This window comes from Georgenia wutianyii, assembly GCF_006349365.1.
GTDB lineage: Bacteria > Actinomycetota > Actinomycetes > Actinomycetales > Actinomycetaceae > Oceanitalea > Oceanitalea wutianyii.
This window is the reverse complement of the sequence record NZ_CP040899.1, coordinates 152,266-168,411: the sequence shown is the minus strand read 5'-3', so window position 1 is coordinate 168,411 and position 16,146 is coordinate 152,266. Positions and strand designations below refer to the sequence as shown.

Here is a 16,146-nt window from a genome sequence, read left to right as displayed (position 1 = left end):
ACGCGGCGAGGACCTCCCCCGCCCCAGGCTGGCCGTATGACCGCACACGCCTTCGCCTCGCCCCCTCCGACCCGAGCCGCGGTGCCCGTGCTGCGTGCCCGCGGCCTCACCAAGACCTACGGGATGACCCACGCTCTCGCCGGCGTCGACCTCGACCTGCTCGCCGGGCAGTCGGTGGCCGTCATGGGCGCCTCCGGCTCCGGGAAGACCACCCTGCTCCACTGCCTCGCCGGGATCGTCCGGCCGAGCAGCGGCAGCGTCGTCCTCACCACGAGTCAGGGCAGCGTGGAGGTGAGCGCCCTGCCCGACTCCCAGCGCTCGCGCCTGCGCCGCGAGCGCCTCGGCTTCGTCTTCCAGGAGGGCCTGCTCATCCCCGAGCTCACCGCGGTGGAGAACGTCGCCCTCGCGCTCATGCTCCGCGGGGTGCCCCGGCCCGCGGCCGAGCACCACGCCGGGCTGTGGCTGCAGCACCTCGGCCTGGCCGGCATGGAGGACCGTCGCATCGGTCAGCTCTCCGGCGGGCAGGCCCAGCGGGTCGCGATCGCGCGCGCCCAGGTGACGGGGGCCGAGGTCGTCTTCGCCGACGAGCCCACCGGCGCCCTCGACCACGCCACCTCCCGGGAGGTCATGCACGCCCTCCTGCAGGCGACGGTCGGCGGGGGCCGCACCGTCGTCGTCGTCACCCACGACGACGCGGTCGCCGCCCAGTGCCAGCGCGTCGTGCGGCTGCGCGACGGCCGGGTCGTCGCCGACTCCCTGGAGCAGGCGTGAGCACGCCCGCGACCCCCGCCCCTCCCCCGCCGCCCGCCGGGGACCGCGGCCCGGTCGTCCTCCGGGCCGCCCGGCTCTTCGCCCGCCGCGACAGCCGCACCTCGGCAGTGCTCGTCCTGCCGGTCGTGGCCTTCGCGACGACGACGACGCTGCTCCTCGTCGTCCTCGCCGGCGCCATGTCCTTCCTCCGGTGGGACGACGACCTCGCGGTGACCTACCAGCTGCTCGCGGCGCTGGCCGTCGTCCTCCTCGTCGTCCCGCTCGCCTCGCTCGGGGGCGCGGCAGCGCGGCTCTCGGCACGTCGCCGGGACGACCGGCTCGCCACGCTGCGGCTGCTCGGCGCCACGACGGCCACCGTCGCGCGGATGACCGTGCTCGAGTCCGCCGCGGTGGCGCTCGTGGGTGCCGTCGTCGGCGTCGTCGGCTACGTCCTCGTCGCGCCCTTCGTCCAGCTCGTCCACTTCCGGGGCGAGCCGATCGGCGGGGCGTTCTGGCTCGCGCCCTGGGTCGTCGCCGCCGCTGTCGCCGCGGTCGTGCTGCTGGCCGCGGTGAGCGCGGTCGTCGGGCTGCGGCAGGTGAGCATCTCCCCGCTCGGGGTCCGGCGTCGGCAGGACGTCCCGCGGATCGGGTGGGCCCGTGCCGTCGTCAGCGCCGTCGTCATCCTCACCGTCATCCTGGCGATGCAGGGCGAGTACGCCGACCTCGCGGTCCTCGTGGCCGTCGTCCTCGGCGGGTTCGCGGCGGCGCTCGGTGTGCTCAACCTCCTCGGCCCGTGGGTGGTCTCGGTCATCGCACGGCGTCAGGTGCGTCGAGCCGACCGCCCGGAACGGCTGCTCGCCGCACGGAGCATGGCCCAGTCCCCCAAGGCGGTGTGGCGACAGGTGAGCGGCGTCGTCATGGCGTGCTTCGTCGCCGTCGTCGCCGGCAGCGGCGTCGCCACCATGGCGATGGCGGACGACATGCCCAGCCACAAGGACCAGCTCCTCCTCGTGGACGTGCAGACCGGCATCCTCATCACCGTCGTCGCGAGCTTCCTCATGGTCGCCGCCTCGGCCGGCGTCACACAGGCGGCCGAGGTCCTCGACCGGGGCGAGCTCTACCGCAGCCTCGACAAGCTCGGCGTGCCCGAGGCGACGATGGTCGCGGCGCAGCGACGCACGATCATGACCCCGCTCGTCGTCATCACCGGGATCTCCGTGGCGCTGTCCGCGACGCTCGTGCTGCCGCTCGTCGGGATCGCCGTCGTCACCGCGCCGGTGAGCGTGCTCGTCACGGCGGGCTGCATCGTCGCCGGCGTGCTCCTCGTCCGGCTCGGGGTCACGACCTCACGGACCGTGCTGCGCGGCGTGCTCGCGGAGGGACGGTCGTGACCGCCGCGATCGACCGGGGCGCCTGGGCGGCGGCCCCACGTCCCGGGAGCCCGGTCGCCGACGAGCCGCAGACGCCCGGCAGGGGCCGCGCGCTCACCTGGCTCCTCCTCTTCCTCCTCGGCACCGGGCTCGTCGCGGTCGGCCTCGCCCTCGGGCTGGGGGCGGTGTGGGAGGACCTCTTCGCGTGGGCGCTGCCGCGGGTCGCCGGCGAGCCGTTGCCCGGCTGACCCCGGCAGCACCGAAGCATGCCGGTGGCCGGGCTCCGCGGAGCCCGGCCACCGGCGTCTCTGCGTCAGCCGAGGAGGCCGAGGATCACCTCCACCCGCGCGTGCAGGTCCTCACGCGCCTCGGTGTGGAGCGTGTCGGGCCGCGTCGGGTGCTCGAGGTGCCGGACGAACCGGTCCAGCGCACCCCGCGCCTGCTGCTCGCGCCCCGCCTCGAGGTGGCGCTCGGCCAGCTCGAGCGTGTGGGCCAGCTGGCGGGCGATCGGCCCGGCGACGGCGCCGGAGGCGACGTGCCGGTCGAGCGCCCCGGAGAGCTGTGCCAGCGCCTCGGTCGGGTCCGCGGGTGTCCCGCCGCCCGTGGCGAAGGCGTGGCTCCACTCGGTGACCGCGCCCTCGGCGAGCTCGTAGCCCTCGGCGGCGCGGGCGGTGACGGTGACCGTCCCGCTGCCCGGGTAGGTGCCCGCCGCGACGACCTGACCGTCGACGACGTACTCCACGCCCTCGACCGCCGGGATCGTGTACGTGTCGTCCGCGGTCCCGTCCTCGTCGGTGAACGTCACCGGCGCGGGCGTGACCTCGGCCGGCTCCTCACCGGCGACGGTGAAGGTGAGCTCACCCTGCTCGCTCGTGTTGCCGGCCGCGTCCGTGGCCCGGAAGGCCACGGTGTGCTCGCCCGGCGCGGACACCTCGACGGCGCCCGCGTAGGCGACCCACTCCCCGCCGTCGAGGGAGTACTCGAGCGTCTCGACGCCCGACCCCTCGCCGTCGTCGGCCGCGAGGACCAGGCGAGCCGGTGCCTCGTAGGCCGAGAAGTCGGCGCACGCGATGGGCAGGCCGGGCAGCTCGGGCTCGTGGATCATGATCGACAGCGGCTGCTGCCGGGCCACCCACGTCGCCCCACCGGAACCGATCGCCACGCCCTGCTGGTTGGGCACCAGCCCGCCGCGCGGGTCGCTGCCCGAGGTCGCCCAGATCTCGTTGGGCGGGGCCATCGGGCCGTCCGGGTCGTGCATGTAGTGCCCGCCGTGGTCGTGGCACGCACCGTCGTGCAGGTGCGCGGGGTACTCCGCGCCCCCCGGCAGCCCGGTGACCCGGACCGACACGTCGGTGCGGCCCGAGGACTTCACCAGCGTCGCGGTGCCGGCGATGTCCAGGTCGGTGCGGTCCGTGGGGTGGAACTCCCCGCGGGAGGTGCCCAGGACGTTGCCCTCGACGGTGGGCGCCTCCTCGTCCACGGGCGGCTCGACGTCGCCGCCGGTCACCCGGAACCAGTCGAAGCTCACCGTCACCGGCTCGGTCTGCTGCGGGCCGACGGCGACGAGGCCGACGGCCGAGAGGTCACCCGCGTGCGTCACCGGGCTGCCGAGGGAGGTCCAGGTCTCCCCGTCCTCGCTCACCCAGCCCTCGTAGCTGTCACCGGTGCGGCTCAGCCGCAGGTGCCAGTACTCGCCCTCGGGGTTCCCCGCGAGGTCGATCGCCGAGTTGCCGCCGGCCCCGAAGGACCCGCCGACCTCGGAGACGAGCTCGGCGCCCAGCGAGAGCGGCTGCCCCGGCTCGTTGCGCGCGACGACGTCGAGCTTGACGTACTCGTCGTCGCTCCCGTAGGCGAGCAGGCCGGCGTACTGCCAGCGGTGCGCGAGGGGCGCGTGGAACCGCGTCTCCACGGTCCAGTCACCCTCCGGCGCCGTCTGCAGGACGAAGTTCTCCGGCGAGAGGGGGTTGGCGTTGTCGATGTCGCCCGGCGCGGTGGTGATGTGGAGCTCCCCGTCGGAGACGGAGAGGTTCTCCTCCACGTACCGCACCGTGGCGTCCCAGCGGCACCCGTCCAGCGCGTCGCCGTCGAACTCGTCGTCCGGCTCGCGCTGCCCGTCGTCCTCCCGGTCCGGGGTGAACCGGACGTGGTCGACGACGGCGACGGCGTCGGGCGTGCCCGTGTCACCGGCCGCGACCACGCCGATGCTCGCCCCGGGGTCGAGCGTCGCCGCGCCGTCGAGCGCGGTGAAGGACTCCCCGTCGAGCGAGTACGCCGCGATCACGTCCTGCCCGTCGCTGGTCAGCCGCAGGTGCACGGTGGCCGGCGCGTCGGCCGGGAGCGTGAGGTTCGGGGCGTGCTCGGTGCGCGACCCGCCTGCCTCGGTCCAGTACTCGAGGAACCGGCTGCCGTCCTGGTGCTTGGTGAACGTCAGCTTGGTGTAGTCGTCGTCGGTCGTGTGGAGCATGAGACCGGCGTACTGCCAGTGACGCTCGTGCTCGAGGGTGACCGTCGTGTCGACCTGCCACTCCCCGGCCGGCACCGGCCGGCCGACGAAGCTGATGTCACCGGCGTTGGCGCCGTCGATGTCGCTGCCCGTCACCGGCAGGTGCAGGGCACCGTCGGCGACGGTGACCGGCGCGCCCTCGGCGGACCGGACCGTCGGCCAGCGCCGCGGGTCCAGCTCGCCGTCGAACTCGTCGCTCATGCTCACCGGGCACACCGGGCCGGGGCCCGGCTCCGGGTCAGGTCCGGGCGAGGTCGGGTCGTCGTCGAAGACGAAGTCGCTGAAGACGACCTCGCTCGTCGCAGTGGCGTGGTGCGCGGTGACGAACAGCCCGAGGTCCTGCACCGACGCGGCGCCGGGCAGGGTGACCGGCTCGCCGATCTGCGTGAACGTCACGCCGTCGGTGCTGTGGAACGCGGTGTACTCCGCCCCGTCGCGCACGATGCGCACCCACGCGGGGTAGGCGGTGGAGCCGGACCCGGTCGAGGCGTTGAGCTGGCCGTTGCCGTTGGCCGAGCGCAGCCACTCGAACCCGCCGCTGGGGCGGATGCCGAGCGCCGCGTAGCCGGGGGACTGCCCGGGCGCGGTGATGTCGTTGCGGACGATGAGCCCGGCCTTGGCGCTGCCGTGCGAGTTGCCCTGGCTGACGATCTTCACGGTCGCCGACCAGTTCTCGTCCGCGCCGGCCGGCAGGTACAGCGAGCTGTACTCGTCGGCGGCGTTCCACATGTTCGCCCCGCCGGAGGTGATGACGAACGAGCCGTCCTCACCGCGGTCGAACTGGCCGCGGGCGTTGGTGAACTGGCTGAAGTCGCCGAACGGCTCACCGACGGTCACGGGCACGATGCGCGACGTCGTCGAGACGCCGTTGTCGTTGGTCGCGACGGCGGTGAGCTGGAAGACCGACTCCTCGGTGATGTCCCACGTGACGCCGTAGGGCGCCTCGGTGTCGACCCCGATGGACTGCCCGTCGACGAAGAACTCGACCTGGGTGATCTCGTTCTCGGCGTCCTCGGCGTCCGCGGTGACGGTGACGGTTCCCGGCTCGAGCGACTCGTCGGCGACCGGGGCGGTGATGGTGACGCGCGGCTTGGTCGTCGGGGAGACGCCCTTGCCGTCCGCCTCGATGAAGTTGAGCCGGATCTCCCCGTCACCGGGGAAGACGACGTACAGGGTGAAGGACTCGCCCGGGTCGGCGAGCTCCACCGGGACGTCGGTGTAGCGCGCGAGCCCGCCGGTCGACGGGACGCTCGCGGTGGCGAGCAGCTCCCCGTCCGGGGCGTCGCGCCGCAGCTCGACGTCCCCGCCGGTCGCGGAGGCGACCCGCAGGAGCAGGCGGTCGACCCCGACGAGGTTGACCGGGTCGTAGGAGGCCCACGCCCCGCCCTGGCCGCTGATCGAGGTGCCGTGGCCCTCGACGTCGCGCGACGGGGCGGTGGTGGTGCCCTCGGAGTCCGTGTGGAACTCGGCCTCGCGAGCCTTGGGGAAGAGCAGCGAGGTGTCCTGGCCGACGAGGCTCGGGACGCCGTCGCCGCCGGAGTCCTGGTACCGCGCGTCGAGCACGTAGAAGACGTTCATGTCGTCGCTGTGCCCGCCGCCCAGGCTCGTCGTCACCGAGCCGGTGCGCCCGGTGAACGGCTCGGCCGGGTGGGCGTGGCCGTCGTGGCCGAGGGCCGGCTGGACGATGATGTCCGCGTCGGCGATCTCCTCCTCTGCGTCGCTCGCCTCGATGTCCCACGTGATCGTGTCGCCGAAGTCGAAGAACGCGCCGGTCGGCGGCATGGTGAAGCGGATGTCGGGGCGGGTGTTGCCGACGGTGACCGGGACGGTCGTCGTGCCGACCTTGCCGTGCGGGTCGGTGACGGTGAGGCGGGCGTCGTACACGCCGTTCTCGGTGTAGGTCGTCGTCGGGCTGACCTCGGTGGAGTCGGTCTCCCCGTCCCCGTCGAAGTCCCACGCGTAGGTGAGGTCCTCACCCTCGGGGTCGGTGCTCCCCGAGCCGTCGAAGGTCACCTCGAGCGGCGCCTGGCCGCTGTCCGGCGTGGCCGTGGCCACCGCGGACGGGGAGCGGGAGCCGGTGACGTAGTCGATCCGGTGCAGGCCGGAGTCGGGGTTGTGCCGGCCGAAGCCGCCGCCCCAGTCCAGGACGTACATCGACCCGTCGGGGCCGAACTTCGCCTCGATGGGCGCCATGAACGGCTCGGAGGGCAGGAAGGCGTTGACCTTCTCCAGCCCGCTGCCGTCCTCGGTGAGGAGCATCGAGTACATCGTGTTGCGGGCCCACTCGAAGAAGAACGGCTGCCCGTCGAAGTACTCGGGGAACTTGGTGTCGGACTCCAGCTCGGGGTCGAACCGGTAGAACGGGCCACCCATCGGGGCCAGGCCGCCCCCCTGGGTGACGATCTCGGGGTGGGAGGCACGCTGGTAGCCGTACCACATGTCCGGCGCGACGGCCGGGGGCAGCTCGGTGAGACCGGTGTTGTGGATCGAGTCGTTGACCGGTGCGTCGCAGTCGAAGAACTCCCCGACCGTCACCGGGTTGGTGCGGTAGTCGACGTCGCGGAACGGCTCGTTGTCACCCATGCACAGCGGCCAGCCGTAGAAGCCTGGCTCCTCGACGATCATCCACTCGGCGATGCCCGCCGGGCCGCGGTTCGTGGGGTTGTCGTTGCCGTTGTCCGGGGAGTAGTCGGCGAGCGACAGGTTGCCGGTCACCGGGTCGATGGCGAACTGGAAGGGGTTGCGGAAGCCCATCGCGTAGATCTCGGGCAGCGTCTTCTCGGTGCCGACGGGGAACATGTTCCCCTCCGGGATCGTGTACGTGCTGCCTGCGCCCGGCTCGGCGTCCGGGGCGATGTCCTCCAGCGGCGTGATCCGCAGGATCTTGCCGCGCAGGTCGTTGGTGTTGGCCGACGTCGCGCGGGCGTCGTGGAACTGCCCGTCGCGCTCGGAGATCGGGGCGTAGCCGCCCGACGGCTCGGAGTGCGGGTTGACGTCGTCGCCGACGCCGAGGAAGAGGTTGCCCTCCGCGTCGATCTCGACGACGCCGCCGGTGTGGCCCGGCTCGTCGGGCAGGCGCCGCGCCGGCACCTCGAGCAGCACGCGCTCGGTGTCCGGCTCGATGAGCCCGGTCGAGTGGTCCATGGTGAAGCGGGACAGGACGTTGACGAAGTTCGCCGGGTCGGTGTCGTCCTCGCTTGCCGGGGAGTAGTACAGGTAGAGGTGACCGCTGTCGGCGAAGTCGTTGGCCAGCGCGATGCCGAGCAGCCCGTCCTCACCGCCGGAGTAGACGTCGAGCTCCAGCGCCGTCGTCGTCGTGTGGGAGGCGGGGTCGTAGACCCGCACCTGGCCGCGGACGAGCTCGGTGAAGAAGACCCGGCCGTCCTCGGCGATGTCCATCCCGAAGGGGGCGGAGGTGTTCTGGTCGAGCGCGACGCGCTCGTACATGCTCCAGTCGGTGCCGCCGCAGTCACCCTCGGCCAGGCCCGCTGCCCACTCGACGCCGCCGAGGATGTGCCCGACGAGCTCGGGCTCCTGGAAGTGGGAGGGGAAGTGGCCCATGCCGGTGGCCCAGGCGCGTCCGCCGTCGTAGAGCTTGCACCAGGAGATCGGGTGGTCGTAGCCCATGGCGTTGCCACCCGGCGCGTACGTCGTCTCGTCCATCGTCGCCAGGACGTGGGCGGTGCCGCGGACGTTGTTGGAGAAGTTGTACCACTCGTCCGCGCGCTCCCAGCGCTGGGGCAGGTGCTCGGTCGAGGGGTGGGCGCGGTCCTCCACGCGCACGGTGCCGGGCAGGCCCGGGTCGGTGCCGGTGGCGGCGTGGCCGGGCATGAGGGAGCCGACGAGCTCGTCCCACCACGCGTAGTCGCCGCGCATGTCGGTGGCGTTGTGGATGGCGACGATGCCGTTGCCCGCCTGCTGGTAGGCCTCCAGGGCCGCCTTCTGGTCCTCGGTCCACGGGTCGCCGGAGGTCTGGAACATGACGAGGGCGTCGAACTGCGCGAGCCCCTCGTCGGTGAAGATCTCCGGGTCCTCGGTCCAGACCGAGCCGATGCCCTCGGCGGCGAAGGCGTCGAGCAGCAGCGGGGTGCCCTGCTCGATGGTGTCACCGTGGCGCCAGGCCGCGGTGGCGGTGAAGACGAGGACGTCTGCCCGTTCGCCCTCCCGCGTGTCGATGATGTCCAGGGCCGGGACGGTGTCGGCGGCGGCGGGTAGCGCGGCGAGCAAGGTCAGACCTAGCGCGCCGGCAGACACCGAGGCCACCGCCCGTCCCCAGCCGGGGCGTGCAGTGCTCATGAGTGTGGTTCCTCCTGGTCGAGACTGTGTGCGTCCAGCCGCCCGTCGCCGGGCGGTCCCCCCGTCAGCTCCGCGGCATCAGTCCCTTCAGGTGGGCCAGGCCATCGACGGCGATGGCGTCCTGGGTGACGGCGAGCGGCCTCCAGATGGAGGCGGCCGTCGCGATGGTCTCGTTCTCCCCGGTGAAGGACTCGATGCACAGCGGGCCGGTGTACCCGGCGTCGTCGAGGGCCGCGAGGATCTGCGGCCAGGGCAGGTGGTCGGCGCCGGGGGCGCCGCGGTCGTTGGCGCACACCTGGACGTGGGCGATGCGCGATCCGGCGCGCCGGATCGCGGCGGGCACGTCCCGCTCCTCGATGTTGAGGTGGTAGACGTCGAGGAGGAGCCCGACGTCGGGCAGCGCGGCGAGCGCCTCCAGTGCCTGGTCCACGGTGTTGAGCAGCGACGTCTCGTACCGGTTGAGCGGCTCGACGGCGATCCGCACCCCGGCCTGGCGCCCGTGCTCGGCGACGGGCGCGAGGTTCTCGGCGAGCTCGGCGTAGCAGCGGCGCCGCTCCTCCTCACCCATCCGCCACGTGCGCCCGACCGAGGCGTAGGCCGGCCCGGCGATGACCGGGGAGCCCACGGCGTGCGCGGCGTCGACGACGCCCCGCAGGTAGTCCTGCGTGGCGCGCACGGTCTCGGCGTCGGTGGCGACGAGCTCGCTGCCCTCCCCCATGACGAGGGTGACGGTGGCGCCCAGGCCGAGGTCGGCGAGCAGCCGCGCGGCGGCCTGCGGGTCCCAGTCGCCGAGGTGCTCGACGGGCAGCTCGATGAGGTCGAAGCCCCAGTCCCGGACCCTGGGGGCCAGGCGCCGCAGGGACTCGTCGGTCAGCGGCGAGGTCCACACCCACGTGTTCACGCCGATCGGGCGAGACGTCATCGTCCATCCACTTCGTCGTCGGGCCGGGCACCGGTGCCCGGCAGGACCGCTGCGGGACGCCACCCCCCGGGGCGTCCCGCAGCGGGGTGCGGTGGCCTACCGGCCCTGCCACGCCTCCGGGTAGCCCGGGAGGTCCTCGCCGCCGAACTTGGCGTAGTGCAGCGAGGGCATCTCGGCGTTGCGCTCGAGGTACTCCTCGAGGTCGTCCTCGGTGACCGGCTGCTGGGGCAGGACCCACTCGGCCGGGACCTCCTCGCCGGCCCAGATCATCTGGGCGGCGAGCACGGGCGTGCGCCACTGGAAGTTGGAGTAGCTCAGGCCGATGGCGTTCATGTCGGTCTCCTGCCACTTGCGCATGAAGCTGAGCTCGTCCTCCCCGACGAACACCGGGTAGTCCGCGCCCATGTCCTCGAAGGCCTCGACGGCGGCGACGGCGCCGTCACCGGCGTCCATCCAGATGCCGTCGACGTCCCCGCGCTGGAGGTACTGGGTGACGACGTCCTTGATGCGGGCGGCGTCGCCCTCGGTGAACTCCACCCCGACGACCTCGAGGTCGCTCTGGGAGAAGATGTCGTTCGCCGCGCCCCAGCGGTGCTCCAGGACGTCGACGCCGGGCAGGATCCGCAGCGCGAGGACGCTCGAGCCCGGCTCGAGGTTGTCCACGAGGAACTCCGCGCCCGAGGCGCCGTAGGCGTAGCCGCCGATCGGGTGGATGAAGGTCACCGCGCAGTCGGTGTTGACGCCGCGGTCGAAGACGATGACCGGCGCGCCGCTCGCGCAGGCCGCCTCGACGGCCGGGGTGAGGGTGGCCGTCGTCGAGGGGGAGATGACGATCGCGTCGCAGTCTCCGTCGGAGACGAAGGACTGGATGTCGGAGATCTGCTTGTTGTCGTCGTCGGCGGCGTCCGCGACGCGGAACTCCCCGATGACGCCCTCGGCCTGGAGGACCTCGACCTGCTGCTGCATGGTCGTCCAGCCGGTCACGCGCCACGGGTTGGAGACCGAGGCGTTGGAGAAGCACAGGGTGTTGGGGCCCTCGGAGACGAACTCGGAGGTGTCGACCATCTCGACGGGCTCGATCATCTGCAGCCACGGGGTGGCGTCGTCGCCCTCCGGGGTCATGTCACGCTGGGCGAGCTCGCGCTCGTAGTCGGTGCGGACGAAGAACTCCCCCTCGGGGGTGCCGCCGGTGGTCTCGGCGCCGTCGGTGGGGGCGTCGGTCGCCTCGGTGGCCGCGGGCGTGGGGTCCGCGGACTCGGTCGGTGCGTCGGTCGTGCAGGCGGTGAGGACGAGGCCCAGGCCGAGGAGGCCCGCGGTCAGGCGTAGCGTTCGCTGCATCATTACCCTCCTTGGTAGCGATGAGTGGTGGGTGTCGGGTCGTCGGGACGGCGGACTGGCACGCAGATCTGCACGGGTCAGGTCATCGGACTCCCACGGGCTGCGGCTCGGCAGGCGTCTGGGGTGCTGTCCTGCCCCGCCGGGTGCGCGACTGGTTCGCCGCGAAGGCCACCGCGGCGATGATGATGACGCCCTGGATCGTCGGGTTGAGCGTCGAGGGCATGTCGAGCTGGACGAGCAGCCGCTCGAGCAGCTGGTAGGTGAGGGCGCCGGCCATCGCGCCGACGACCCAGCCGCGGCCACCGCCGAGGAGCACCCCGCCGAGGACCACCGCGGTGATCGCGGTGAACTCCAGGCCCTGGCCGACCTGGGCGGAGACGCCGGCGAAGCCGCCGATGAGGATCCCGGCGACGGTGGCGAACAGGGCCGACAGGACGAACGCGCCGGTGCGCACGAGCCACACCCGTCCGCCCGCGTACGTCGCGGCGGTGGCGTTGTCGCCGGTCGCGACGAGCACCCGGCCGTAGGACGACCGCATGAGGAGGATCCCGACGACGGCGAGGGCGACCATGATGAGCAGCGCGTAGGGCAGCTGGCGCAGGACGGGCATGTCGATGCCCGTCCGGCCCCACTGGCGGAAGCCCTCGGACAGCGCGCCGGTGGGCGAGCCGCCGGTCCACAGGCGGATCGCCCCGAAGAGCACGAGCATCGTGCCGAGGGTGGTGATGAACGAGGGGACCCGCAGGAGGGTGGTCACCAGGCCGTTGACGAGGCCGACGAGGAGCCCGAAGCCCACCATGAGGGCGATGACGGGCCACGTGCGGTCCTCCTCGCCGTTGATGAGGCGGGCGGCGATGACGACCTGCGCCCCGACGAGGCTGCCGACGGACAGGTCGAACTCCCCCGAGACGATGACGAAGTACTGGCCGATGGCGAGGACGACGAGCGGGGCCGCGTTGCGCAGGAACGCCATGAGCGACGGCGGCTCGTAGAAGCCGGGGTTGAGCACGGCCATGGCGAGCACGAGCACGGTGAGCACGACGAACACCGGGCCGCTGCCCGCGCGGCGCAGCCGGTCGAGCACGGACGGACGCGCCGCCTGGTCCGGCGTCGTCGTCATGAGCGGCCTCCTCGGCTCGTTGCCCCGGCTGCCCGGGAGGTGACGTCCCGGAAGCGCGCCCTGGCCTTCCTCGGGTCGATCTGGCGGCGGGCGTACAGGGCGACGGCGGCGATGATGATGACTCCCCGCAGGACGTCGCGGAAGAACGGGTTGATCTGCAGCTCGTTGAAGAGGCTGTCGAGCACCGCGAGGATGAGGACGGCGGCGATCGTGCCACCGATCCCGCCGCGGCCGCCGAGCAGGAGCGTGCCGCCCAGGACGACGGCGGCGATGGAGTCGAGGTCGTACCCGGCGCCGTAGATCTGGGCGCCGACGCCGGTGCTGAAGCGCGCCGCGAGGAGCAGCCCGGCGAGCCCGGCCATGAGGGAGCACAGGACGTGCGCGACGACGAGCGTGCGGTCGGTGCGGATCCCGGAGAGCCGGGCGACGTCGATGTTGCCGCCGACGGCGAACATCGAGTGCCCCAGGCGGGTGCGGTGGAGCAGGACGACGCCGGCGGCCGCGATGACGAGCATGACGACCGCCGACAGCGGCAGCACCCCGATGCGGGTGTACCCGAAGCTCTGGAAGGCGGAGGGGACCGACCCGGACGGGCCGGGGTAGCGGGTGTCGAGGAACCCCTTGATGATGAGGCCGGAGCCGAGGGTCGTGATGAAGGCGTGGACCCCGAGCCTCGTCGTCACGAGGCCGTTGAACAGCCCGACGGCGGCCGAGACCCCGAGCGCGGCGGCCACCCCGAGGACGATCCGCGAGGGGTCCCCGTCCATGACGACGGCGGCGACGAGGCTGCTCAGCGCCGCGACGTACCCGACCGACAGGTCGAGGGAGCGGCACAGGATGACGAGGGTCTGCCCGATCGCGATGAAGCCGAGCAGGCTGGAGCGGGTGAGGATGTCGACGATCGACCCGCCGCTGAGGAGGTTGTCACCGCGGGCCGCCATGAGCACGGCGGCGACGACGAGCAGGATGAGCAGCGCGACGTAGATGAGCGGGACGTGACGCAGCGCCGAGACGCGGCTGGGCATCGGCCGGGGCGCGGGCGGTCGGCCGGTGGGCGCGGTGCCGACCTCGGGACGGGCGGTCATGCGCTCTCCTCCACGGTGTCGTGCCGGGTGGCCAGGGCCATGACGGCCTCCTCGTCGCAGCCGCCGGGCAGCTCGCCGCTGATCTCGCCGTCGTGGAGCACGATGATCCGGTCGGCCATGCCGATGACCTCGGGCAGCTCGGAGGAGATGAGGACGATCGCCACGCCCTCGGCGGCGAGGTCGCGCATGAGCTCGTAGACGGCGTGCTTGGCCCCGACGTCGATGCCGCGGGTGGGCTCGTCCATGACGATGACGCGGGGGTCGGTGACCAGCCACTTGGCCAGGACGACCTTCTGCTGGTTGCCGCCGGACAGGAAGCGGACCTCGTGGCCGCCGCTGCGGGCGGTGAGCTCGAGGGAGGACAGGATCCCGGGGATGCGGCGCGCGCGCTCCGCGGCCCGTCGCGGGGTGACGGCGTCGAGCACGAGGCGGGCGTTGGCGACGACGGACTGGTTGAGGGCCAGGCCCTCGGCCTTGCGGTCCTCGGTGACGAGCGCGAGGCCGGCCCGGACCGCCTGGCGCGGGGAGCGCGGGGAGACGGGGCGGCCGTCGACCTCGATCTCGCCGGTGCGGAAGCGGTCGACGCCGAACAGGCCGTGGGCGATCTCGGTGCGCCCGCTGCCCTGGAGCCCGGCGAGCGCGACGATCTCCCCCGCCCGTACCTCGAAGCCGATGTCGCGGACCATGTGGTTGCCCGCCCCGCGGACGGTGAGGCGGACGTCGCCGAGCGAGGTGCCCTCGCGGGGCGCGGGGAACAGCGAGCTGATCGAGCGCCCGACCATCGTGCGGACGAGCTCGTCGGGCGTGATGTCCGCGGCGTCGACGGTGGCGACGAGGTTCCCGTCCTTGAGGACCGTGATCCGGTCGCACAGGTCGAAGATCTCCTTGAGCCGGTGGGAGACGTAGAGGACCGCGACCCCGCGGTCGCGCAGGCGGCGCACGAGCCGGTAGAGCAGCTCGACCTCGTGGTCGGCGAGCGCCGCCGTGGGCTCGTCCATCGAGATGATGCGGGCGTCGAAGGACATCGCCTTGACGATCTCGACGACCTGCTGCTCGGCGACGGACAGGCTGCGCACCTTGACCTGCGGGGAGATCGTGTCGACCCCGAGGTCCTGGAGGAGCGCACCGGTGTCCTTGACCATGCGGGCGCGGTCGACGAGGCCTCGGCGCCGCGGCTCCCGGCCGAGGAAGACGTTCTCCGCGACGGTGCGCTCGGGCAGGAGGTTGAACTCCTGGAAGACGGTGGTGACGCCGGCGGCCTGCGCCTCCAGCGGGTGGCCGAAGCTCACCTGCTCACCGTCCAGGGTCACGGTGCCGCTGTCGGCGGGCTGGACCCCGGCGAGGATCTTCATGAGGGTCGACTTGCCGGCGCCGTTCTCACCGACGAGGGCGTGGACCTCACCGGCCCGGACCTCGAGGTCGATCCCGGACAGGACCTGGACCCCGAAGAAGGACTTGGTGATGCCCTCCATGCGCAGGAGCGGGGCCCCCCGACCCCCGGTGGTCACGACTCGACCTCGGTCCAGGCCTGTGTCTCGGCGGAGCGGAGGACGGCGTCGGCGATCCGGCAGGCGCGCAGGCCGTCGGCGAAGGTGGGCAGCCCGTCCGGGGTCTGCCCGCCGATGGCCCGGGCGGTGTCGGCGACGAAGTTCGCGAAGCACTCCTGGTAGCCCTGCGGGTGCCCGGCGGGCACGCCGGCGTACGGGGCGGCGGCGGCCGACAGGACGTCGGGGTCGCGCACGAGGAGGCGCGAACCCTGCCGGGCGCCGACCCAGAGCTTCTCCGGGTCCTCCTGGTCGAAGGAGATGCTCGCCTCGGAGCCGGACACCTCGAGGAGGAGGCGGTTCTTGCGGCCCGGGGAGACCTGGGAGACCGTCGCGGTGCCGAGCACGCCCCCCTCGGTCTCGAACTGGAGGACGACGACGTCCTCGGTCTCGACGGCGGAGCGCCCCCCACGCTCGGCGTTGACGGTGGCGCTCCGGGCGTTGACGGCGCGGATCGGGTCGGCGGTGACGAACTCGAGGAGGTCGCACCAGTGGGAGCCGATGTCGCCGAAGGCGCGGCTGGCGCCGCCGAGGCGGGCGTCGACCCGCCAGTTGTCGTCCTGGGCGCCGCTGAGCCAGTCCTGCAGGTAGGAGCCGTGGGCGAGGACGACGCGGCCCAGGCCGCCGGAGCGCACCATCTCGCGCGCCTCCCGGACCATGGGGTGGAACCGGTAGATGAAGGGGACGGCGCCGACCAGGCCCCGGGCGGTGACCGCCTCGGCCATCCGCACGGCGTCCTGCGGGTTGGTGGCGAGCGGCTTCTCGCACACGACGTGCTTGCCGGCCTCGATGGCGGCCATGGCCAGCGGGTAGTGCAGGTAGTTGGGCGTGCAGATGTGCACGACGTCGATGGCGTCGTCGGCGAGCAGCTCCTCGACGGCGGCGTACCCGCGGGTCGCCAGCAGCGTGTGGGCCGCGACGGCGGCCCGCCGCTCGCTGCTGGCGACGACCCCGGCGACCTCGCCGCCGTTCACCCGGATCGCGCGGGCGTGGACCTCCCCCATGAAGCCTGTGCCGATGATCCCGGCGCGGTAGGACGTGGCGGACCCCTCAGTGCGCCCCCCGTCAACTGTGACGTTCGCAACTGTCATGGTTCGAGAACGTATTGGAGCCTTTCGTCGCGCGTCAAGCAAAAGCCGCATATCTCTTTTTGCACATGTGTGTCCCGGCTCGCGGGGGCCGCCTCGACACAGGTCGCGCCATCACCCTCCGCACCGC

At 72.8% G+C, this 16,146-nt stretch carries 10 protein-coding genes; 3 read left to right on the top strand and 7 right to left on the bottom strand.

Annotated elements, in window-relative coordinates; all coding sequences use genetic code 11:
* Positions 1-36 precede the first annotated feature (36 nt).
* The 3 genes from FE251_RS00745 to FE251_RS00735 are packed head-to-tail and all read left to right on the top strand — an operon-like array spanning position 37 to position 2,368.
* The gene (locus tag FE251_RS00745; protein WP_139072455.1) at positions 37-771 is read left to right on the top strand and encodes an ABC transporter ATP-binding protein; all 735 of its coding nucleotides are present in this window, start codon (positions 37-39) and stop codon (positions 769-771) included.
* On the top strand, positions 768-2,141 hold the full coding sequence (locus tag FE251_RS00740; RefSeq protein WP_230976486.1) for an FtsX-like permease family protein: 1,374 nt from the start codon (positions 768-770) through the stop codon (positions 2,139-2,141). Before FE251_RS00745 ends, FE251_RS00740 begins: the two co-directional genes overlap by 4 nt.
* On the top strand, positions 2,138-2,368 hold the full coding sequence (locus tag FE251_RS00735; protein WP_139947409.1) for a hypothetical protein: 231 nt from the start codon (positions 2,138-2,140) through the stop codon (positions 2,366-2,368). Before FE251_RS00740 ends, FE251_RS00735 begins: the two co-directional genes overlap by 4 nt.
* A gap of 65 nt (positions 2,369-2,433) precedes the next feature.
* Here FE251_RS00735 and FE251_RS15380 read toward each other — a convergent pair whose 3' ends face one another.
* From FE251_RS15380 to FE251_RS00675, 7 genes are all read right to left on the bottom strand, one after another.
* Positions 2,434-8,919 carry a ThuA domain-containing protein gene (locus FE251_RS15380; RefSeq protein WP_168202603.1) on the bottom strand — a complete coding sequence of 2,162 codons (6,486 nt, stop codon included), beginning with the start codon at positions 8,917-8,919 and terminating at the stop codon, positions 2,434-2,436.
* Between the two features lie 64 nt (positions 8,920-8,983).
* Positions 8,984-9,841, bottom strand: coding sequence for a sugar phosphate isomerase/epimerase family protein (locus FE251_RS00700; RefSeq protein ID WP_139947407.1), 858 nt, complete (start codon positions 9,839-9,841; stop codon positions 8,984-8,986).
* 96 nt (positions 9,842-9,937) lie between these two features.
* Positions 9,938-11,179, bottom strand: a complete 1,242-nt coding sequence (locus FE251_RS00695) for a substrate-binding domain-containing protein (protein WP_139949217.1) — start codon at positions 11,177-11,179, stop codon at positions 9,938-9,940.
* Positions 11,180-11,261: 82 nt separating this feature from the next.
* Entirely contained in the window at positions 11,262-12,299 is a 1,038-nt protein-coding gene (locus FE251_RS00690; RefSeq protein WP_139947406.1) for an ABC transporter permease, read from the bottom strand.
* The gene (locus tag FE251_RS00685; RefSeq protein ID WP_139072644.1) at positions 12,296-13,384 is read right to left on the bottom strand and encodes an ABC transporter permease; all 1,089 of its coding nucleotides are present in this window, start codon (positions 13,382-13,384) and stop codon (positions 12,296-12,298) included. Before FE251_RS00685 ends, FE251_RS00690 begins: the two co-directional genes overlap by 4 nt.
* On the bottom strand, positions 13,381-14,892 hold the full coding sequence (locus FE251_RS00680; RefSeq protein ID WP_456237471.1) for a sugar ABC transporter ATP-binding protein: 1,512 nt from the start codon (positions 14,890-14,892) through the stop codon (positions 13,381-13,383). The genes FE251_RS00685 and FE251_RS00680 overlap by 4 nt, the downstream gene beginning before the upstream one ends.
* On the bottom strand, positions 14,889-16,019 hold the full coding sequence (locus tag FE251_RS00675; RefSeq protein ID WP_139947404.1) for a Gfo/Idh/MocA family protein: 1,131 nt from the start codon (positions 16,017-16,019) through the stop codon (positions 14,889-14,891). The genes FE251_RS00680 and FE251_RS00675 overlap by 4 nt, the downstream gene beginning before the upstream one ends.
* Positions 16,020-16,146 lie beyond the last annotated feature (127 nt).